The sequence below is a fragment of the Paraglaciecola sp. genome, assembly GCF_051252315.1.
In the GTDB taxonomy this organism is placed as follows: domain Bacteria; phylum Pseudomonadota; class Gammaproteobacteria; order Enterobacterales; family Alteromonadaceae; genus Paraglaciecola.
Window position 1 is genome coordinate 1 of record NZ_JBPOFP010000051.1, and the last position, 22,750, is coordinate 22,750.

The 22,750-nt window shown below is 38.8% G+C and carries 11 protein-coding genes; 8 read left to right on the forward strand and 3 right to left on the reverse strand.

The features are described from left to right. The coding region (locus ACSHXM_RS11620; RefSeq protein WP_435688935.1) for a hypothetical protein at positions 1-1,704 on the forward strand (1,704 nt) is incomplete at its 5' end. Positions 1,705-2,626: 922 nt separating this feature from the next. Here the strand turns inward: ACSHXM_RS11620 and ACSHXM_RS11625 are convergent. Continuing rightward, positions 2,627-2,806: a hypothetical protein gene (locus ACSHXM_RS11625; RefSeq protein WP_435688936.1), complete on the reverse strand. Its 180-nt coding sequence runs from the start codon at positions 2,804-2,806 to the stop codon at positions 2,627-2,629. An 80-nt stretch (positions 2,807-2,886) separates the two neighbouring features. Here ACSHXM_RS11625 and ACSHXM_RS11630 point away from each other — a divergent pair, with 80 nt between their 5' ends. Beyond that, entirely contained in the window at positions 2,887-3,177 is a 291-nt protein-coding gene (locus ACSHXM_RS11630; protein WP_435688937.1) for a hypothetical protein, read from the forward strand. A 195-nt stretch (positions 3,178-3,372) separates the two neighbouring features. Here ACSHXM_RS11630 and ACSHXM_RS11635 read toward each other — a convergent pair whose 3' ends face one another. Further along, positions 3,373-6,342: a TonB-dependent receptor gene (locus tag ACSHXM_RS11635; protein WP_435688938.1), complete on the reverse strand. Its 2,970-nt coding sequence runs from the start codon at positions 6,340-6,342 to the stop codon at positions 3,373-3,375. Positions 6,343-6,725: 383 nt separating this feature from the next. Continuing rightward, positions 6,726-6,857, reverse strand: a complete 132-nt coding sequence (locus ACSHXM_RS11640; protein ID WP_435688954.1) for a hypothetical protein — start codon at positions 6,855-6,857, stop codon at positions 6,726-6,728. A 547-nt stretch (positions 6,858-7,404) separates the two neighbouring features. Here ACSHXM_RS11640 and ACSHXM_RS11645 point away from each other — a divergent pair. The 6 genes from ACSHXM_RS11645 to ACSHXM_RS11670 all read left to right on the forward strand — a co-directional run bounded on the left by ACSHXM_RS11645 (position 7,405) and on the right by ACSHXM_RS11670 (position 22,696). Next, on the forward strand, positions 7,405-9,651 hold the full coding sequence (locus ACSHXM_RS11645) for a beta-glucosidase family protein (RefSeq protein WP_435688939.1): 2,247 nt from the start codon (positions 7,405-7,407) through the stop codon (positions 9,649-9,651). A gap of 773 nt (positions 9,652-10,424) precedes the next feature. Further along, positions 10,425-13,622: a TonB-dependent receptor gene (locus ACSHXM_RS11650; protein WP_435688940.1), complete on the forward strand. Its 3,198-nt coding sequence runs from the start codon at positions 10,425-10,427 to the stop codon at positions 13,620-13,622. 130 nt (positions 13,623-13,752) lie between these two features. After that, on the forward strand, positions 13,753-17,118 hold the full coding sequence (locus ACSHXM_RS11655) for a putative Ig domain-containing protein (RefSeq protein WP_435688941.1): 3,366 nt from the start codon (positions 13,753-13,755) through the stop codon (positions 17,116-17,118). Next, on the forward strand, positions 17,115-17,804 hold the full coding sequence (locus ACSHXM_RS11660; RefSeq protein ID WP_435688942.1) for an outer membrane beta-barrel protein: 690 nt from the start codon (positions 17,115-17,117) through the stop codon (positions 17,802-17,804). Before ACSHXM_RS11655 ends, ACSHXM_RS11660 begins: the two co-directional genes overlap by 4 nt. A 148-nt stretch (positions 17,805-17,952) precedes the next feature. Next, positions 17,953-21,930 (forward strand): choice-of-anchor U domain-containing protein, encoded by a 3,978-nt coding sequence (locus tag ACSHXM_RS11665; protein WP_435688943.1) that lies wholly within the window; start codon positions 17,953-17,955, stop codon positions 21,928-21,930. Between the two features lie 406 nt (positions 21,931-22,336). Next, entirely contained in the window at positions 22,337-22,696 is a 360-nt protein-coding gene (locus ACSHXM_RS11670; RefSeq protein WP_435688944.1) for an L-rhamnose mutarotase, read from the forward strand. The last annotated feature ends 54 nt before the right edge of the window (positions 22,697-22,750 follow it).

Sequence of the window (22,750 nt, forward strand, 5' to 3'; positions counted from 1 at the left end):
TTACCGCCATATACCACAACTTATTTAAGCACAATTTCGCATACGGATGTCCAATTAGAAAAAACTATGGATTACCTTAAGGATCTTTATCCAAACAAAAAGGTTTGGGTAACAGAATGGCATGTTGGCGGTTGGGGCGGTACATTAAGGCAATATCGCTTACGTCACTCTTATTTAGGTGGGTTATACGCGAACAATTTTTTCTTAGAGATGCTGAAGTACCCACAAGTTACTATGTCTAGTCGCCATTCATTTAAGCAAATGGTGAAATTAGCGCCAACTTCAATCGGTGGCTCTGTCGCTGATAATTTTCACAGTGTTGAAGTTCAAAACATTGCCAAGTTGGATATGATGGCAATGTTTAAAGGCGCAGTGCTCAATAATAAGTATTATGCTTCGGGTAGCCTAAGTAGTATGGCGGGTTATAAAGGCACGGGAGATTATAATCAATCAGGCTTACCTGATGTGAATGTCGGGCTATTTTATAATGAGCATAACGATAAAGGTCAAGTGTTCTTGATCAACAAATTAAATAAATCTTATCAAATCGATAAGGTAGCTTTAAGCAACGGCACAGCAAGCATTACTGACGTGACCTTATATACGCACCCCAATACATCTAACGGCTTAACTCAAGAAGATACTCTAGTAACTAAGAATATTAGCTATTCTGCAGGCAACGCTATTTCTATTCCTGCCTATTCAACGGTCAAGCTAGATATTGATATCACAGGAGCCGGCGATAATGGTGGTGATACAGAAACCAAGATCTTACTACAAGAAAATTTTGAAGGCGGCTGGGGCATCTTTAAATCAAATGGTAGTAATGCTTCAATATATACAGGCAGTAAAGCGGCTCAGGGTTCAAAAGCAGCACTGTTACGCGCAAGTACAGGCAGTACAGCCTCAATTCAAGCAATTAATGGGTTTGACGCTACGCCATATTCAGAAATAAGTTTCAATTTCAGCTTTTATGCTGATACCAATAGCGGGACAGTTCGCGTGCAATGCTTTACAGGCGCAGGTTGGGTAACTTTAGCGACGTATCATGCAGGCTCTGATTATCAAAATGGTAGTTTCACAACAAAATCAATTACCATGTCTGCCAACAACTACGCTTTTTCTAAAGACATGAAGTTTAAATTTGTAAGTGTAGCTTCTGGCGGAACTGGTGACGATGTTTATGTTGATGACATTAAATTAACAACAGAAGTAGAAGTGGAAACTCCTGATATTCCTGATATTCCTGATACAGGTACTGCATTACTAACAGACAATTTTGAAAATGGTTGGGGTAACTTCAAATCTAATGGAAGCAATGCCTCGTTGTATACAGGTAGTAAAGCTTCTCAAGGCTCAAAAGCGGCTTTATTACGCGCTAGCACTGGAAGTACAGCGTCTATAGTCACCGTCAACGGTAGAGATGCTACGCCGTATTCGGCAGTCACGCTTAACTTCACTTTATACGCGAACACCAATGGCGGAAAAGTGCGTGTACAGTGTTCGACGGACTCAGGCTGGGTAACCTTAGCTACATATCAATCTGGCTCAGATTATATAAATAACGGTTTTACAGCCAAATCAATCACGATACCTTCGAGTAAGTACACTTTATCAAATGACATGAAGTTTAAGTTTGTTAGCGTTGCATCAGGTGGTACAGGCGACGATATCTATATTGATGATATAAAAGTGACACATTAATAGAATTTACTTCAATGCAATATTGAATATTTTTTATATCGATAAAAGTAGCCAATATAGAATATTGACGTTCTATATTCGGCTACTTTTTCGTATTATTTGTAACCATTAGCAACGACGATAAATCTTCTTAAATACCTTCTACTGTGCTGGCTGCATTAGCACTAATAAAGAAGACAAAGTACTTTAGAAAAGGCACTAGATAATAGAAAAGAAAAACGATTAACTGCCACCTATAAATACATCGACTATTCGACAAACATAAGTTCCTAAAAATCGAAAACACAACCAACCTTATTAACAACGCCTAGATTTATGCATTGTTAAGTTTATGACCTAAGCAATGTGACAATTTTATTCTCATTCTAGTCTCTCCGACATCGCTCAGCATTTTAATTACTCTCTTCGTGTTGCCTGAAAAATCTTTATTAATCATTAGCTATAACAAAACACCATTCACAATACTATACAGAGTTGCATTTAGGCCCCCAAAACAGCAATCCTTCCTCCCTTAAAAAATCATAATTCCATTTTAGATGGGCGCAAAATAAATAAGGCACTTAGTCAAATTATTGGAGGTTACAAAGCATGGTAAATCTTAACAAATCAGTTAACCCCATTCTTTCTTCAGCCAATGCTAACAATCATTTTATCGATAATTACATTCTTGTGGGATTTGTTACTCGAATTGGCCGAGATGTTCAATCGTATTAGATCATCACACTTTCCGATTCAAGCGGCGAGCTGACCGTCTTTTTTAAGAGACCAAAACTGCATTAACGATAATTTTCAGCCCTTATTATGGATCCATTTAGAGCCACGGCTAGATCCAATTGGAGCAAAACCTTATTTTCGTTGTAAATACATCGAGCCATTAGTTACTGAAAAAATTTTGTAGGATATCTTGTGGGTTTACCAGTACTTAACGCCCTAAACCTAATTCACTTCGTCTTTTGGTTAAGCTTGCAGATGCACTAAAAATTAAAGAGCTAAAAACGTTTTTGGCTGAAGTCATTCTACAATCTGAAGTCGCCACAAATCCATTACCTGTCCAGTTAGTCTTAACTTCCACCATTACTATGTCGGAGGATTGATTAAGCATTCTGTAGATGTAGCGATAAGGATTACATCAAGTCAATCATTGAGCCAGTAATATAGAAATAGTCGCGAGTCGCGCCCCTCTTGTATGATATTGGCAAGACACAAACACTGTCGTACGAACTGACGCGTACATTTACCGGCAATTTGGTCGATAATGACGATTTAACCTTAGAATTATGCGCCTCAGCACTTAAAAACCAGCAGCTAAAAAATGCTTTTCTTGGTGACCAACTCCGTCATGTTTGGACGTATTCATCACCAGGAGCTCGCTACGGTTTTAAGCCCAAAACACTGGTAGCCAACAAGATTCAGCAATGCGAAAGACTCACTGCCCAGCTAAACCAATTAAATTACAGCAATAAATGTAACTAAATTAAACGTATGTGAGCCGTCTCCCATCACACTAATGGCTATAGAAAGGTTCATTGTCTCCTCCCCTAAAATATAAAAAATTAGAACTTTTCAATATGACAGCTAGGCCAGTTGCATTTCGTAAACAAAAAAGCCGCTATTATAAGTAGCGGCTTGTGTCTAGGTTAAGTATTTGATTAACATTAAGGCTATACATTAAAACTTATAACGAGCACCTATTTGGTAACGTGCACCTAGCTGATCTATAGAAAAGACTTGAGTTGGACTGCGACCATGTTGACGAGCATTTTCTTCCGTAAGGTTTAACCCGTTAAAAGAGACAGTCAACTCCTCACTAACTATATAACTGAAGTTAACATCAACTTGTGAATAAGCTTCAATATATTTTGGGTCAAGTCCACCACTTGATAAGAATTCATCGCGCCAGTTGTACGCAATACGCGCTTGAATATCATCGTTCTCAAACATTAATACCAAGTTTGCCGTATCAGATAAACCGTTCAAGGAAAATTGATTTGAGCCAAGGGGAGCTTCATTATCAAAATTAACGTCGCCTCTTACCAAAGTATAGTTCGTAGAAACACCAAAACCACTATCACCAAAGAAATGTTGACCAGCAAATTCAAAACCATAAATTTTTGCTTCCTTGTTATTTCTAGGAGCACTAGTTTCAAATACAATTAGTGGGTCCTCATCATTAGGGAAAATATCATACGCATTTTCCACTTCGGTCCAAAAGTTTCCGTCATCCAAATAATCTGCTGCGCCGTTGGTAAAAACATCAGGATTATCAAGCACAGCAGTCATGGCAAATAGAGAGTCTTCAGTAACTTCAAAGCCACCTGCCTGCAGAGCAGCTTGTGCGGCTAGTGCTCGAGGGCCATTTGTAACATCTCGCAAACCAAAATGAGTTTCGTCTTCTTGACCAGTACCTATGAAGTTCTTCACTCGTTTTTCAAAGAAACCAACTGAAATATAGCTAACATCATCAATGTAGTACTCCAGCGAAAAATCAATGTTATTTGAAAGTAATGGCACTAACCCTGGGTTAGAAGTACTCGCGCGAGATTGACCGCCTGTCAGAGTTGGAGCATCGGGACGACTAACTGATTTTGTTGCCCGCAAACTGCTATAACCCGCACGCGCAATAGTTTGACTAAAGGAAGCACGTCCTTTCAATTGTTCACTAAGTGCAATATCAAAATCTAAACTTGGTAAAAAGTGGTCGTATTTCGTACCACCATTAACGGCAGTAATCTCTGCAACGGATGGGTTACGGAAATCATTATTGCCTTCCCAGATTATCATCTCCGTTGGTCTTGCATAAGCGGTAGCCAAAACATCAGTTTCTTCATAACGCAGTCCGGCTAGCACATTAAACTCTTTACCACCCAACTCACCAAATGTACTCATTTGTATATAAGCCGCTAAAGTATCCTCCACAATAAAATCATCGCGTTGATAAGCATCATTGAATGTAGCATCTAAATCATACTCACCTTCAGCCCAATCAATAAGCCCTTGCACGTCGGATTTCCACGCAAAATGTTCACCAGCTTGAGTATAATCATCAAACTCCGCTACAATATCAAATTCACTTACTAAGTTACTAGGTACGTCCATTGGATTTCTTACACCCCAAGTACCTAGTCGCTGCACATTTCTAGAGTAAAGTATTCGGGTTCCAACTTCACGTGAATCAACACCGAAGCTAAAACTGCCGTCGTCAAATTCGTAATTACCTTCAATTTTATATTGTTTAGTATCTGTATTTTGATATGTATATTGGCCTATCATCATTTGGCTAGATATATCCCCCACATCAGCAACACCGTTACCATTACCTTTAACAGAGTCATCAACTGTCATAGAGAAATACGGCAAGTCACCAGTAAAATCCCAAGTTTGTGAAGTTCCAATGGCAATCGCAGTGGGCACCCTAATATTGCTGCCCCATTTATTGTCAGAGTCAGGACGACTTTCCATAGATGAATCATGAGCGTCAAACGTAACCGTAAAATCATCATTTACTTGATACTCAATATTTAGACCAAGTGATTTGAGCTCGTTTTCAGTTTCCACAAGCATTGAGTCATTATTAAAATCCTTAGTACCGGATAAAGTTTCAACCATATGTACGCCAGTAGCCGTTGAGTAGTCGCCAGTATCAAAAGTAACTTCATCATAACGACGTGTAGACCAAGCATTTATTGAATATCTATCGATTTCGATATCATTTCTAGCCCAAGAATAATCTAAAGTCGCGGTTAGACTTTCAACGGGAGAATATTGCATAGTAAGTTGCGCATTATTCCTAGTACGCTGAGTATCATTTATTTCTCTTTTAATCTGATTTGGCATGGCAAAAATTTGCCCTACAGCTGGTGGATTTATAACATTAGTAGCTCCAATATCAGCCGCTGACACCCATTCACCATAACGCCAAGTTTGCGGTTCAAAATGTGCAGCACCACTATCACGCTGCTGATGACTGTAAGTGGCCGAGACACCAAAAACTGAATCATGGTTATAACTTACAATTCCTGAAAGCTCAGGTGTTACATCATCACCTGCGCGGTTAGTAGTATCGTGAGCTAATTTAGCCCCAAAACTGCTGACAAAACCTTCGTTATCAAACGGCTTAGCTGTAATAATATTTATAGTCGCGCCTATACCACCTGTCGCAATTTCTGCTTTGCTAGTTTTGTATACCTCTACCGCCTTAACGCTTTCTGAGGCTAAATTTGAAAACTCAAAACCACGACCCGCGTTATTACTTCCTCCACTAGTACCACCACCGGGTATATTTCGCCCGTTTAGTGTTACCATGTTATTACCCGATCCGAAGCCACGCACTGTAACCTGCGAACCTTCACCATTACTACGATTAATCGAGACACCACTTATACGTTGTAAAGATTCGGCTAAGTTCGTATCAGGGAACTTCCCCATATCTTCAGCAGAAATTGCATCAACCACACCTTGAGAATCGCGCTTAATCAACATTGATTCTTGCATACTCGAACGGATACCGCTTACTTGAATAATTTCAGTATCGTCACTTGCGTTTAACTCTTGCGCTACGGCAATAGGAACTATCGCTGTGGTACCAAACACTAATGAAACACCGGCTGCCAACCTTGTTTTTTTAAATATAATATTCATAATGTTTTAATATTCCTCTGTATGTATTGTATTATTTTATTTTAGTGAAAACCATCTAAAGGAATTACATGAAATCAACATCTTAAAAACAGACAAAGATTACAAATCACATCAACAACTTAATTAAATAGGGTTTCACCAAGATTCACTCACATACATAATCAATTAGAACATAAAGTATTAAAAACATATTTTTAACTTTATTGTAATATTTTTTTTGCATACAGCTTTTAGTCAAAAAGAACTAAAACTAAAAGTTACATATAATAAAACCTAAAAAATTAAAATAAGTGCCTTAATAACGAAGAGTTTCGATACGATTTCTTAATTGAGTTAATGGCCAAAGGGAATTCATTAAGTGTAATTTCTCTAGTAAACCCAACTCATTTTTGATTTGGACTGTCTGCGGTAAAGTTTTGTTCAAGTAAATTAAGGACGATAGGTAAAATGTGGTTACTATCCCTAGTGACCTTAAATTTACGTGCAGTTTTAGCGACTAACATACCTTTGCTCATAGTTTTTACATCATACTCACAGCCTTGTTCTGCCTGTTCAATCTTGATACATCTAGCACCAACTAGTCCAATGCAGTCAATGAATGTAGCTTTGAATTAAGTATTGATCTTCTGCAGCTGAACACTACTTTGATTCTGCGACATTCAATCCTATTAGCAGCTTGAGCAAAACCGACTTTACTCAGGAGGTTTAACGCTTCTTCAGTGAGTTAGTTTACAAACGTAATAAAGTCTCCAAATATATTGGTTCAGATAACTTTATGTTTAAAACTCAAAACCATAAAAAATCAACAACAAAAATATGAATAGGTATTTATAGGCAAATATTAAATTAGATAAAAATGTATAAGTCATACGGTATTAGGTTAGAAGTTTGTAGCTGACCTCATGAGTAAAATGTGTCATTTATTCTTTATAGCAAAAAGAAAAATTGAGAACGTCGTTTCTAAAGTTTAATAATTAGTCAGTTAACACAAATACTTGGAATGGCCTGTTAAATAATAAAATCACGAGTAGCAAAAACTACTCCTTAAATTTGGTTTACCTTATGAAAATACCACACTTAATAAAGCACAAGTTCATAACTGGCGGTTTGCTCATCTCAGCTAGTTTATTATTAAATGGATGCGCATTTAATAAAGACCAACCTACATATAAAGATCCATCGATACCGACCGCGAAAAGGGTTGAAGACTTAGTGTCTCGCATGACAATAGAAGAAAAAGTGGCGCAACTTGGTGGCATGGCAGATAAAGGTGAAGAGTTTGGCGATTATGATGCGACAAACTTCGGAACAAAAGGTAATGAACGTTTAGGCATACCAACCTTAAATATGGGCCATGGCATCACTGGTGTACGCGCTGGTCGAAATCCTGAAGTAAAAGCCACATATTTCGCCACCCCCATTGCTTTAGCCTCAACTTGGGACGCGGAATTATATGGACGCGTGGGTGGCGCAATTGCCAAAGAGTTACGCGCTGCTGATCAACATTTAAATTTAGGCCCAACATTGAATATTATTCGCCATCCATTAGGTGGCCGAAATTGGGAGTCCCTATCAGAAGATCCGTTTTTAACGGGCGAACTTATCGTGCCTTATATTAAACAACAACAAGCTAACGGAGTTATTGCTGGGCCTAAGCACTACGCAGTTAACAACCAAGAAAACAATCGTTTTGATATCAATAACGTTGTAGATGAACGAACCCTACGTGAAATATATTTACCCGGCTTTAAAGCTGCGTTTACTAAAGGTGGCGCCATGAATGCGATGTGCGCATATGTTCGTTTAAATGGTGAGTTTGCGTGTGAAAACAAATGGTTGTTAACCGATGTATTGCGCAACGATTGGGGCTTTAAAGGTTTTGTACTATCTGATTTCGCCTTAGCCGTACATTCGACAAAACCGTCTATCGATGCCGGCTTAAATGTCGAAATGCATAAAACAATTTATTACGGTGATAATCTTTTACAAGCTGTTAAAAGTGGCGAAATTGCCGAATCAAGAATAAATGAGCTTGTGTCTGAAAAACTCTACACTATGTTTAAGATTGGTATGTTTGATAACAAACATAATCAGCCAAAATCTGTTATTCATAGTCAAGAACATCAGGACATCGCATTGGAAGTTGCACGTAGCGCTCCCATATTGTTAAAAAATAACGCCAATTTATTACCTTTAAACACAAATAACATTAAATCGGTTGCGGTTATTGGCCCTAATGCGAAAAGGTACCCAGATGTCCCAATAAGCGATGTAAGATATGCTTATTATATGCAAGGTGGCGGCAGTGGCCGTAACTGGTATATTCCTGACGCTATGGTTTCTCCTTATCAGGGCATTAAAAACTTATTGCCTAAGTCGATAAAAATCAATTATGCACAAGGTGCAGTAACACCTAATATCAAACACAATAGGCCTGAAAGAGCGCGCCTTGATGAGCAATTGATTGCCGAAGCCGTAAAAGTAGCTAAACAATCTGAAGTTGCCATATTAGTGGTGGGTATGTCGGGCTATAACGAAACAGAAGGTCGCGACCGTAAAACAACCTTATTACCAGGTCGTCAAAACGACTTGATAAAAGCAGTATTGGCTGCTAACCCAAACACCGTAGTGGTAAATATTGCCGGCGCTTATGTCGATGTAAGCCCATGGGTTGATAATGCAGATACATTATTGTTTGCTCCATATGCGGGTGAAAAAATTGGTCATGGCCTCGCAGAAGTTCTATTTGGTCAAACAAATCCAAATGGTAAACTTACTTTTAGTTACCCTAGAACAGACGACCTTTACCCTGAAGATTCAATATTCAACGGTGGTGATTACAAAGAAACTAAGCAAAGTAATGTGTATACAGATGGTATTTTTGTCGGTTACCGTTATTTTGAAAAACAGAAAAAAGACGTATTATTCCCATTCGGTTATGGGTTGAGCTATTCTGATTTTGCTTATCAAAACCTAACGGTTATACCTATTAACCAGGAAAAGTACGAGTATAAGGTAATTTTCAAGCTAAGTAATCTTAGTGATGTGTCAGGAAGTGAGATCGCACAATTGTATATCCGCGACCCTAAGTCCAGTATTGCACGTCCTGTCAAAGAACTTAAAGGCTTTAAGAAAATATCTTTAGACAAAAATGAAACAAAAGTCATTGAAATAAGCTTAGACAAAGACACATTTGCTTTCTTTGATGTACAAAGTCAAAAATGGGTCGTTGAGCCTGGTCAATTTGACATATTGATTGGTAGCTCGTCTCAAGATATTAAATTGCAACGCAGTATTTATCTTCGCTAACACTCCTAGCAGTTCCCTTCGTATAGCCCCCATTAGTAAAAGCTTTAGCGGGGCTTTTTTATGCCTACTTTACCCATTAATTTTTACCAATATACCTAGGGGCTGTTAACCTTTGTTGTATAATAGCAATCCCCCTTCTGCAGCCCTACTGCAGGTTTTACCAAAATTCTTGGCCGATAGCAGTACTAAGGAACTTAAAAATAAATAACCCGAACGGTTAATTTTGAAAAGGACAAAGCAGTTAGAGAAGATCGTCCTTGGAATACTTCAACCTGTACTTTCCCTGAAGCATCAACTAACGCGCTAATCGCACAAGTGACCATATTTATTCAATAAGACCACAAAGGGGAACTACTGCATGTTAAAACACCTAATAAACAATACCCTTAAATATGAAAAAGAAGGGTTATATATTAATAAAATAAACCAAGGTCAAAAATATATAGATAGATAGGTTAATAGATACTATCTGAGTTACTTCCTTTCTTTTAGGCTTCGTTTGGGGAATTAACAAAAGCTACAAAAAACTTACAAACTCGAAGTTGCATTTACATATGCCATACGAGTAAACGATTCACATCAATAGTTGTTAAAAGCTTAGATTTGCAGTGGCAGCAATGTCCCCCTTAAACGTGGAAGATTTAACAGGTTAATAAAATTAAAAACACGTTTTTTATCAATTACCAAATTTATATAGGCAATTGATATTTGAAAGTAAATGTTAAGTCAAATAATCCCACTATTTACATTAGAGTTAGCATAAAGAGGCAAAAATGAGGCAGTTACCCAACAAAAAGAAGATTGTTATTGCATGCTCTCAAGCAATTGCAATTTTATTTTCACAGCAAGTGTTTGCACAAGACGCTTTAGATGAGCAAAAAGCTTTATCAGAGCAAAAAGTGATTGCGGATAATAATTCAGCTAACAATAAGGAGTCAGAAGAGTTAGAAGTTATAGAAGTAACAGGCTATTTAGGTTCACTTAGTAAGGCCTTCAATAACAAACGCATGGCAAATGGTGTAGTAGATTCCATTGTCGCTGAAGATATAGGCAAAATGGCGGATGCCAATGTAGCCGAAGCAATGCAACGTATTACAGGTGTTTCTATTGACAGAGATGGCGGTGAAGGTACCACTGTGAGTATTCGTGGTATGGGTCCCTCAATGAACCAAGTTTCAGTTAATGGCCAAGTAGTAAGTGGTGGAAGTGATGGTGGCGCAGTTAGTTTCGACACTATGTCGGCAGACATGCTGAGTAGTATAGAAATTGTAAAAACGCCAAGCGCAAGTACAGATGAAGGTAGTTTAGGTGGTCGAATTAATTTAAGAACAGTTCGTCCACTAGAAAAAAAGCATGGTTCGAAAACAATTAGAATTAAGCAAAACTTCAGTGAATTAGCAGATCAACTCGATCCTGCCATCAACGGAAATTACATTGCTAAGTTTTTTGATGATTCGGTTGGGGTAGCCCTTGGTGTAACCTATGAACGCCGCCGCAGCCGTTCAGATGAATCCAGCACTTATGGATGGGTGGGTAATCTCATGCCCAGAGATACCGAACGTCGATTGTATATGGAAGACAGCAGCGGAAATTTATATCGTTACGACGATTTCACTGCGACTATGTATGATTCCGAAGGTAATCCTTCAGATATTGCATTATCTGATTTAACTGAAACACCACAACGGGGTTTTCATCCTAAGCAATTTCAATCGACCTATCAATTACAAGATAGAGCTCGTCAAGGTCTAAACGCCACAGTGCAGTTTTCACTATCAGATGACTTCAGTTTTTATATTGATGCTTCACACAGCAGGTTAGATACCAGTCGAAACAGAACAAGTGCAGGAACAACTTTCACAGAAGGTGTCGCTGGCGTTAATGAAGGAGCTGTAGATAACGGTTTGTATACTGGCGCGGAAATTGATCCATATAGTGAAACAATAACGCGTATGGAATCATTACGCGGAGGATGGAATCGTAATTTTGTGCAAGACCAAATAATTACTGAAACCAACGTAGCCAACATAGGATTTGATTATTTAAGAGATGATCTTACGATTGAAGGCAGAATAGGTTATTCAGACACTACCCAAGTATATAAAGATTTTAATCAATTGAACTTTGCTGATTATGATACCTTGTCTGGATATGATATTACTGGCAACGAAAAATTACCTGAACACATTTATAGCAACACAGATAATGGTAACAGACCAGTACTAGCGCCCGGTCCAGAATATGTCCAAATATGGACGCCACCATGGGGTGATGAAGTCATTGATGGTGTATGGCACATCACCAACGAAAATGAACACCTACAGTTGGCTAATGTCGCTAATCAGCAGCGTGATATGGACGATTCCACGTTAACCGTTCAACTTGATGTTGATTATTATTTAGACTCAGAGCATTTATCTGGTGTTAAATTTGGTGGTAAATATACAAGTCGCGCTCAAGATCGATACCAAGAAAATGTTCAATTAAGCTTAGGTAGTTCAAATAGTGCTCTTTACGGCTTAAGAAACACTATTTGGATTGGAATGGAGAATATCCAACAAGATCTCCCGTTTGATGACTTATTCGACGGCGAAGGTCAAAGTACATCTGCTACCCAATCAGCACTTGATTCTTGGGCATATGTTGACTTCAATCAAGTTAATCGCGTGTTGTTAGAACGATATAATAATGCAGGTTTGAGTGATAAGAATGGTCAACCAATCCCAGTTACTGCCAGCATAGCTGATATGCCTTGGCAGGTAGATATGCGTCAGAAGTATGCTATCCAACAAGATTTTATTTCGGCTTATGTTCAACTTGATATTAATACACTAGATGGCAGATTACTTGGTGATATTGGTGTTAGATATTCCGAAACAATAACTGAATCACAAGGTTTTGGTGGTACAAGAGTAACAAAAGTTGAATGTACCAGTAACATAGAAGGCTATACTGTTGAGGGATGTGAAGAGGGGTTTAATGCGATCACCTCAGAGCATGACTATACCGAGATTTTACCAACATTAAATTTACGTTACCTCCTTACTGATGACTCTCTAATTCGGTTTGCAGCAGGTAAAGCTATGGCAAGGCCTACTTTAGGCGATATTGCACCTTATGGCCGTACAAATCATAGTGAAAACAACCCAGATTCGTCAAATGTACGTGTCGGAAATCCATACTTAGCTCCGATGACAGCTTGGCAATATGATGTGGCTTATGAATGGTATTTTGATAAATCAAGTATTTTGTCTGCAGGTATATTTTACAAAGACATTGACAGCTTTATTTACAAGACCACTGAAAGGGTTGACGGTACGCTTTATGACAATGAAGGTAACGAGCTTTTAACTAAAAACCTTCTCCCAGAATATGCGAATCTTCCCCAATCTGATATTCCACTAAGCCCAGTATTATTTTACGACAGCATCAAACCAGTTAATGGTGAAGCCGCTTCAATTCTAGGTTTAGAAACTAATTTCACTCATGCATTTGCAACATTACCTGGCGATTTATCAGGTCTAGGTGTTTCGCTGAACTATACGTTTGCGGATTCAGATGCAACCTATATTGGTTCTAATGAAGACGGTGACATGGTTGAGGTGAAAACCGCTTTCCAAGGCCAATCAAAGCACACTTATAATGCCACGGTTTTCTGGGAAAAACATGGCCATTCATTTCGTTTAAGTTACAACTATAGAACCGAATCTCTAAATCAGGCCAATACCAGTACTGCCGATATGCGCTGGACTGATAATTATGGGCAGTTAGATTTAGCGGCTCGCTACAAAATTAATGAATATCTCAACATTGGTTTAGATGGCGTCAATATACTTGATGAAAAGCAATACCGATTCCATACCAATGCATGGGACGGCAATGTTGTGGATGAAACCGTATATAAGAACCGTTTAGGGCAATACACTTTAAATGGGCGAATCTTTCGACTCTCGATCAACGGCACTTTTTAACAATCCACGAGACTTTGAGAATTTTCTATCAACAAACATATCCTAGCAGGTGAAGTAAAAAAGTTACCCGTTAGAAAATAAGATAGACAATTTAATCATCCAAATTACTTTAGTAGAAGGGAGCTATAAAATGAATGCTCACAAAATTTTAAAAAAATCAAAAGTAGCGGCAAAAGTATTATCTGCCCTACCCTTTGCGCTAGCTGTTACACAACTAAGTGCGAAAGAACCTGTAATAATGAACTCAGCAGCACAAACTGATTTAATGATAAACGCAGGTTTCAGTAATACACCAGATAGTAACGATAATATTGTTACTAATTATGGTGTTAGTTCAGATTTCAATGCTGTACAGCAACAAATTATTTTAGATCACAATAATGTGCCTTACTCGGCCTACATCTCAAATCATCAGGTTGGGGAAGAAGATGACCGTGCTCTTGACGGTAAGCTTTACGTTAAAAAATTAGTCGATAACCAATGGATTTCGGCTAACCCTGCAAACGATACTGGCGCGATAACAGATGTAGCTGTACGCGATGATATTACCAATGACAACAAGTATATAAAAGATAACGACACAGTTTCTTTTCGAGTTAGTTCCAAAAACGAAGTGCATATTGCATATACTGATGCAGTTGGTAATGTCGTTATAAAAAAATTAGCATTGGATGAAATCACTAGCGAACCAAGTGCTTGGGTAGATGTTGCAAAAATAGAAGGTACAACATCTAACGCTGTACGATTCAGATTAGACAGCAATGATAACCCTTGGATAATGCATGCCTCGCTTAAAGACGGTGGCATAGCTGATGCTCATCTAGAAAAATATGATGGTAGCAGTTGGACACGTGTGGGTACACGTTCATCTGGTATTGCCAACTGGAGTAACTTGTTGCTCGCTGATTTTGCATTGGACTCAAATGATATTCCGTATGTTATGTTCTCTAACCGGAGCCTCGGTTTAGATATTAATGGATTGTATATACAAACAGTCACCGGAGAGGGAGACACTGCAGTATGGACTACCGTTGGTTCTCGTGCTATTTCGACAAATAATGGTGGACTAGGCACTAACACCCGTCTGGTATTCATTGAAATGGGACCTAATGATGTGCCTTTTATTCATATAAACACTCATGGCAGACAGTCTGGTGTGGCCAAGTTTGACCCAACCCCGCCAGAAGACGATCCAAATTGGCAAAACACAGATAGAAACGAAGCTGCCTGGACGGTTTTAGGCACATTCATTAATACCGAGTTCCAACAAGGCGCGGGCGCAGTGTGGACGCTATTTACAACTTTTAATATTGATAATAAAGGGACGCCATATTTAGCCTATTCAGATTTTAACTCTCGTTACACTGTACCAGGCGCCTATACTCGAGTGATTCGTTTAGGTGAAGCTTTAGTTGACGGCGTACTCACCCCCACTTGGCAGCAAATGCCAATGAATGATGATGTGGTTGTGCCAAACGTAGATTATAGACCAAGAGATCATGATATTGCGTTCGATTCTTACAATAGACCTTATGTAACATATAAAAATTCAACCACTACAAGCGGGGCTTTGCATAAGAATTTAGCAAAAGTTGCACGGGCAGCACTAGAAAACGATCCAAGTAAAACGATTGTTTTTAGTGTTGACGAACAATCTGATGAGACTAAATTTAGTGGTCGAGTTGGCCGTTTCGAAATTGAATCAGATACGCCAGTGACATTGGAGTTAATCGACGATGAAATCTTACAAGATGATTTACAAGTAGCCAATTTATTTGACGTTGACCCTACTACTCATGAACTTAAGCTTAAATTTATAGATGATGGCAGAAACGGTACCGTTGCCGATGATGGCATTAACGATAATGTTGGATATTTTGAAATACCAAGCTACAGCTTCAAAGTAAGAGCAACCAACGCGAGTGGTTCAGTTGAATTGCCGGTAAACGTTCAATTTAACGAGGTTGAAGAATTTTCAGATTTAAGACCTTTTGCATTCAACGTATTTCCAACCTGCCCTGATACAGGTTGTAGTATTAGCTTAAATGAAAATGAAGAAGTTCCGTTAGAGACTATACGAAGTAAGATTGCTAGTTATGAAACAACTGGCACTTTACCTGATGGCATTGCCAGCTTTGGTGAAGAAACCCTTACCGAGCAAGAAATTGCAAATGGTTTAAGCCCAAGAACTGGCTTTTTAAATGCCGAAGGTAAAATTGGAAATGTTAGCTTTGTCTCTGGTGGTGCATCGACAGGCGCTGATGAATCAACCAATTATTCTGTCATCATTACCGCCCATCCTATTGCTGATATTTCTGAAGATCCTATTTCATTAACGGTAAACTTAACCATTAATGACGTAGAAATGGATGTTGTTTTTAACGGCGATATTGATCCGGAATTCCCTGATATACCTGTTCCTCCCAAGGAACCTGCAGAAGCTTATAGTAAAGTAATGGACGAAGCTGAACTTTATTCGGTTGAACCTAGCTCAACAATTGCTGTTAAGGAATACTCCATTGTTTCAAAACCTGACTGGGCGAAATTTGATCCATTAACAGGTAGGTTAGATGGTCAGCCAGATTACGAAGATGCCGGCACATATACAGGAACTATTACAGCTCATGGTTATGATGGTGAAGCGTTTGTCTATCCATTTACAATCGCTGTAAATCAAGTCGATTTGGATGTTACGCCTCCTTTCGTTGATGGTGAAATTCAAGATGCCTATTTAAGTAAGCTACCGAATCATGAAGATGATGAAGATACTAACAATGTCAATGAGAATATTGTTTTATCAATAGAAAAAATCATCTTGGGTGAAGAAGACGAGAATTATAGTTTTCAAACCGTGTATAAAGCTGCTAAGGCCTTTTCTATTACTGGTCAACCTGGTTGGGCAACGTTTGACCTTAACAAAGGTTCTCTTTCTGGCACACCTGACTGGGAAGACGAAGGCGACTATAGCTTTACCATTACAGCTTACGGCTATGATGACGAAGAGCCACAAAGCTTTACGGTTAATCTAACCATTGAACATGGTGATGCTCCACCATTTATTCAAAATCGACCAAACCATACAACTGAAGAAACAGTACCTATTTCGGTTAATATCCTCGACCCACGATATGTAGATGAATTTGATATTGATGGCGATAAAGTTGTGCTATTACCTGAAACCGTAAAACTTCGTAAAAATGAAGCGGGCGAGATAGGTCTAGGTCAGTTAGAAGTCACTCAGACAGGCTTCACTTATACCCCGATGGTTGGTGATGCTAAATTTGTACTTGTGGAGTATCAAGTATCAGACGGCAAAGGCAACATTTTCATGGTAGGCCGAAATTTTAATGAAATTCCCGCCATCGGTATAAATGTAGAATCATATAAAGACATCACGATTGAGCAAACAAGCTCTGGTGGTTCGTTCGGCGGCGCTATGTTAGCCCTAATTGCATTAATATTTGGCGCTCGTATAACAAAGAGGAAAGCCCAATGAAGTTCACTCATAAAACAAATTTAATCACTACATTCGTTGGCAGCGTAATGCTTTTAAGTTCAACAGGTGTAACTGCACAAAATAAAAAGCAAACTAAACCTGATTCCCCTTGGTATTTACAAGCGAGTATCGGCAGTATTTTTGAATCTGATGCAGAAAGCGAAGCCAATAAACAGTTAAACGCATTGGGACATAGCCAAATACTATCGTCTGACGTTGACTACGGTACTAGCTTCCAAATAGAAGTTGGATTCAAACTCTCAGAGAATATTGCCCTCACTGCTGGCTATGTAGATTTTGGTGACATGACGTCGACACTAACCGTAAACACAAAATTTGATTCGGATCTAATTGCCGATCTCGCTGATGTTGGTCCTAAATACGGTAACGGTAATACCTATGGCGTTGTCTATCGTCATGAAGTGGCGCCTAAATTAATGGCTTCAGTTGACGTGGGGATTATATTTTTAGAAAGCGAGTATTCAGTCCCCGTCAATATAGGTACAGCTGAAATACCAGCCTGGACTACAAGTACCACCTCTGAAACGTCCCGGGAAATGTACATGGGACTTGGTGCTAGCTATCTCCTACTTGGAAAATTTGAAGTGGGTGGATATTACCGATATTACGATATCGATAATGTTCCCTCCCATTGGGGTGGGATCCGTTTAGGATTACATTTCTAATCTTATTGATTTGAGTTTTTCTATATTGTGCAGGTATCACAAATGCATCCAGCACAAATAAAACAAGTTTAACTATTTGACGATGAAACTACTTTAGCAAGTATTGCACGAGCTTATTCATTGACGAATAAATAAAATGGTAATAATTATGAGTACTAAATTTAAACATACTAAAATTGCTGCAGCTATATTAGCATTGGCACCCGTATATACGGCCAACGCTGCCGCACCCGTTTTTGTCGAAAATAGTATACTAGATACCGAGTTTCAGGTTCTTTTTGAAGCTGCAGGTGACTCAAGTTTTGGATCATTAGCAACAGACAGTGCTGGTAACGTCTATACTAGCATTCAATTGCCGAGTAACCTCGTTAAAGTAAAAAGCTTTGCCGACGCCGCAATAAGTGATTTAGGCCTGCAATCAGTTACTCCAGCGTCGGTTGTACGTACGGGGAGTAGGATACGTGTTGATTCAAATGGCAATTTACTATTGGCCTACCTTGATGGCAACGAAGTAAAACTTAAAACCAGCACTGATGGTGGCCTAACCTTCAACGAGACTGCCTCGATGACGGCTCCAGTTGATACTATCGCACTTGTTGATCTTCGCATGAAGCTCGACAGCCAAAATGTACCATATATTCAGTTTAATGATCAGAATACTAGACCTGAGAGTGTCCTATACAGAGTAGAAAATGGTAGGTTAACAGAGGTGTTAAACGCCAATATTCGGGGCTGGGCAGGTAACGTTTCAGGTGGCGATTGGGTAATTGATAGCAATGATGAGATTCACTTCTTTTGGCGTGGTAAAGGCGGGTTATTCGGTAACAACGTGGCCTATATACGAACTATTGATGGTGTTGCGCAAGAAGCAATACAGACAGATGGCTTAGCGTTTCATACTGAGTTTGGTATCTCCATTAATAGTCAAGATGAAATTTATTTCCATGGTGTTCGCGCTAATCACGACCTTGCTGGAGGCGCCGTATCTAAACTGAATGGTACCACGTGGGAACGAGTAGGTAACCAAGGGTTTCTTTTTGACAATGCCACCGATTATAGTGGTGAACGGACCCAGACTTTTGAAACCGATATGTATTTTGACAGTAACGACGTTCCTTACGTAAGTTATATCAATGTAAACCATGGCAGTGCGGCTCAAACAAGTGTTCAAGTTTTTACCTTAGTGAATGATGTCTGGACATTAATCCCTTACGATATTACCGATTTTATCGGTGATGCGGATCCAACTGTGGCCCAAGCTTCAGGTATGGAACTTCATATTGATAAGTTTAATCGCGTATTGTCAGTGCAAAAGCACAGCGGTACAGGTATTACACCAAGTACGACAGTAATGCGCTTAAATTTATTATCTACGGGTACGGAAACATTACAATATAACCTTACTGAAAATGTGTCATTCTCTCAAGCACCAGAAGACCTTATGGTTAAACACATTGAGGTAGTTGATGCTGAAAATGATGCCATTAGTTACGCTTTATCAGGTACTGATGCTGATTTATTTGAAATTAACGCTAACGGTAAACTGAGCTTTAAGAGCTTCGGCATAGCCAATGGTAGTGATACCATTTATAACCTTACGGTAGACGCTACTTCTAACAGTGAAACCACCAGTCAACCAATTGAAATTACCCTTGTCAACAACCCATCAAATGATGGTTCAGACAACGAGGGGGATGGCTATCCCGATCATTTAGACGATGATGATGACAATGACGGCTACGCTGATACTGAAGAAGCCGGCGCAGGCTCAGATCCGCTCGATGCCTCAGATGTACCAGTTGATTCAGACAGCGACGGAATGTCTAATTATGCTGAAACTAGTGGTTTATTTGGTCATATAACCGACCCTACTAAAGCCGATTCTGATGATGATGGTATTAACGATTTAGTTGAAATTAATCAAGGAACCTTGCCAACTAATGCTGATTCCGATGGCGATGGCCTTAACGACTTAGTTGATTTTGCTTGTCCGAATACTGCTGGTGACTGCACTGCTCCGCAATTCCCTGATGAAGAGTTGTCTATCAGTTTTGACGCATCTTCTAATCTAATGTCTATTACAGCACAACAAGTTTCAGTTAAAGTAGAAGCCTTGGGGATCGTAATTACGGATGTTTTAGATGATGACGTTTCCATTTCTAGTGATCATATAAGCTTTATGGATGATAAGCTGGCTTCAGGCCTTTATAGTGACAAAATTGAACTAAGCCACACAGACAGTGAAGGATTTACAATAAATAAATACGTCACTTTAAATATCAATCCTGTCGTTAAACTACCGACTAAACTTGTTGTTGAACCAGGTCAAACACAAGTTGAAATACCAGTGATTGTTTTAGGGGATATCCCTGCTGATACTACCACTCTCAACTATATAGTGATGAGTGGCGGAACAGAAACAGAAGGCAGTGTGTTAGTTACTGGTCCTTCAGAAGATAACAGCGGTGATCTTCCTGTAACTATCCCCCAATCAGTTGAAAGTATTTATATTGATATTAGTGAGAATGCTGTACATGGGGATGAAATAACTATCAAGTTAGACGCGTCTGAGCACGTTAATGTGTTGAACAATACAATGACAACACTAAGTGTTATCGCTGAAAACCAAGTACCAATAGCACGTCTTTACATAGAGCAAGAAAGTGCTTTAGGCGCTGCTGACTTCCTACCTGTTAATCGTGTCATTACTTCTGGTGGTTACGCCAAAGTCACAGTGATGGTTGACGACGTTAATATGGCGGATATGCATGATATTGCGTTTACAGTCAGTCATGATGTACTGGTTGACATGCCTGAAGGGGCAGATGTTCCAGATGTAGAAGATATGTCAAACACCTTCATTTTTGATCCAACTCTGTTAGATCCACTTAGTTATGAGTTTATGGTTGATGTGGTTGAAAATAACACTACCGAAGCTTACGCGGCAAGTAATAGCTTGATGATACCTGTCGACAGAACTGATTCAGCAACGCTAAGCATCGATTCTGATATGGATGGCATCGCTGACACTGAAGAAGTTGCTGGATTTGAGCATGATAATTCCCGTTTTTATATTGCCCGAGGTGATATTTGGGGTCGTGTCGATAACTCAACAGGTAATGGTGCAATTGTTGTTAGTGGCGGCTATACCTTAAAGCTTGGCCAATTTGCTGAAGGTAAAGCACAACGAAATAATGATAATGAGTTAATTGTTAATAGCATCGCAAGGACACCTACACTATGGCCAAATGAAGAAGGCTTAATTAGCGTTAATGGTGAAATTGATCAGAAATTCAAAAATCCATTGAATACAGTATCGAATTTTATTATTGATGGATTGGCGCAACACGGCGATTCAGCTTCAGTTGTCATTCCTTTAATTAAGGTCAGTTTAAAACCTACTTTGGAAGATCCTACTAAGTTTGAGAACATTATTTCTGATGTTTCAATCCCTGAAGGGGCTGAATATCGTAAATATACACAAACTGAAGGCTGGTTTACATTTGTCGAAGATGATAACAACAGTATCGCTTCTGCAATGAAAGATGAATTTGGCAACTGTCCTGTTCCAGGTTCAACAGCGTACTATTCAGGTAACCAAGAAAACGGCTTAGTTGAAGGTAATCAATGTGTTCAATTAACCATTGAAGATGGTGGTGTAAATGATGCAGATGGTATCGCCAACGGTAAAATTGAAGATCCGGGTTTCTTAGCGACTCAGGATGAAAACAGAGCCCCGAGCTTAAGCCCTATGTTACCTGTATCGGGTGTTTCAGGTGAAATGGTTAACATAGTAGCCGAAGGTATGGATATTGATGGAGATGAACTTACTTATACATGGCAGCTGTTATCAGTTGACCCTATCAATGTAGGTGATGTAAGCAACCCAATGCTTAGTTTCACTGCTCCAACTGTATCTGAAGCCACTACTTACGTGTTTGGCGTTACCGCAACAGATGAATCTGGGTTGAGCTCTATACTTGAAGAAGTTGAGTTAACGGTAACAGCACCGGTAACTGAAAAACCAGCGGTCGAAATTGAGCGTGGTGGAGGCTCAATTGGTTGGCTGTTCTCTTTATTCATGGTTAGCACTGGTCTATTCCGCCGATATAAAGCAAAGAAATAGTATGAATTTACTCCAGTCAATTACCATTTTGGCTGGAGTTAACTGCATACGTTTAAAAGCCCTTACTTAGTTCATGTAAAAACAAGCTCGTAAGTTTAACTCAATGTCACCTACATTAGCCTCGAGTATTTTATTAAACAACTCACTATTTTCTAAAACTCATGCTAGCTAATCACAGAAACACCTTAATCCTATTAGGTACAGGCATAAATTCTATAACAACTAATTTCACTTTCATTCGTTCTTTATTACCAAACAAAGGATTACGCAGAAAGTACACTATTACCGGTAAGAATAGAAATATTGTCTTAACTATCTCAGTATTAAGCTTAAATGGTAACTTAGTTAAACCTGCTTTCTACCCTACTTTTATACTTTTCACTATTTACACTTTGGAGAATAATTTATGACGCAATCGATACGTTACTGTTTAGCTTTAGATTTAAAAGATGATTCAGATTTAATTGCTGAATATATTGAATACCATAGAGCCGAAAATATTTGGCCACAAATTACAAAAAATATTCAGGAAGCAGGAATATTAGATATGGAAATTTATCACATTGGAGATCGACTATTTATGTTAATGGAAACCACTGAAAATTTTGATCCTAATGCACCAGCTAAAAGTGCTGAAGGACAAGAAATTAGTGAAGAATGGGAAAGGTTAATGTGGACATATCAAAAACCACTGAAATGGGCAAAAGCTGGCGAAAAATGGTGCAAATTAACTAAAATTTTTGATCTTAAAAACTCATTACCCTAGGGCCTATAAAGAATCATGACTTTAATAATTTTCAGTGCTTTAGTTTAAATAAAA

Bases quoted from the DNA above. Each gene is read 5' to 3' on its own strand.
- ACSHXM_RS11660 (WP_435688942.1), top strand. From the start codon at position 17,115: ATGAAGTTCACTCATAAAACAAATTTAATCACTACATTCGTTGGCAGC.
- ACSHXM_RS11670 (WP_435688944.1), top strand. From the start codon at position 22,337: ATGACGCAATCGATACGTTACTGTTTAGCTTTAGATTTAAAAGATGAT.
- ACSHXM_RS11625 (WP_435688936.1), bottom strand. From the start codon at position 2,806: ATGCTTAATCAATCCTCCGACATAGTAATGGTGGAAGTTAAGACTAAC.
- ACSHXM_RS11645 (WP_435688939.1), top strand. From the start codon at position 7,405: ATGAAAATACCACACTTAATAAAGCACAAGTTCATAACTGGCGGTTTG.
- ACSHXM_RS11640 (WP_435688954.1), bottom strand. From the start codon at position 6,857: ATGAGCAAAGGTATGTTAGTCGCTAAAACTGCACGTAAATTTAAGGTC.
- ACSHXM_RS11650 (WP_435688940.1), top strand. From the start codon at position 10,425: ATGAGGCAGTTACCCAACAAAAAGAAGATTGTTATTGCATGCTCTCAA.
- ACSHXM_RS11665 (WP_435688943.1), top strand. From the start codon at position 17,953: ATGAGTACTAAATTTAAACATACTAAAATTGCTGCAGCTATATTAGCA.
- ACSHXM_RS11635 (WP_435688938.1), bottom strand. From the start codon at position 6,342: ATGAATATTATATTTAAAAAAACAAGGTTGGCAGCCGGTGTTTCATTA.
- ACSHXM_RS11655 (WP_435688941.1), top strand. From the start codon at position 13,753: ATGAATGCTCACAAAATTTTAAAAAAATCAAAAGTAGCGGCAAAAGTA.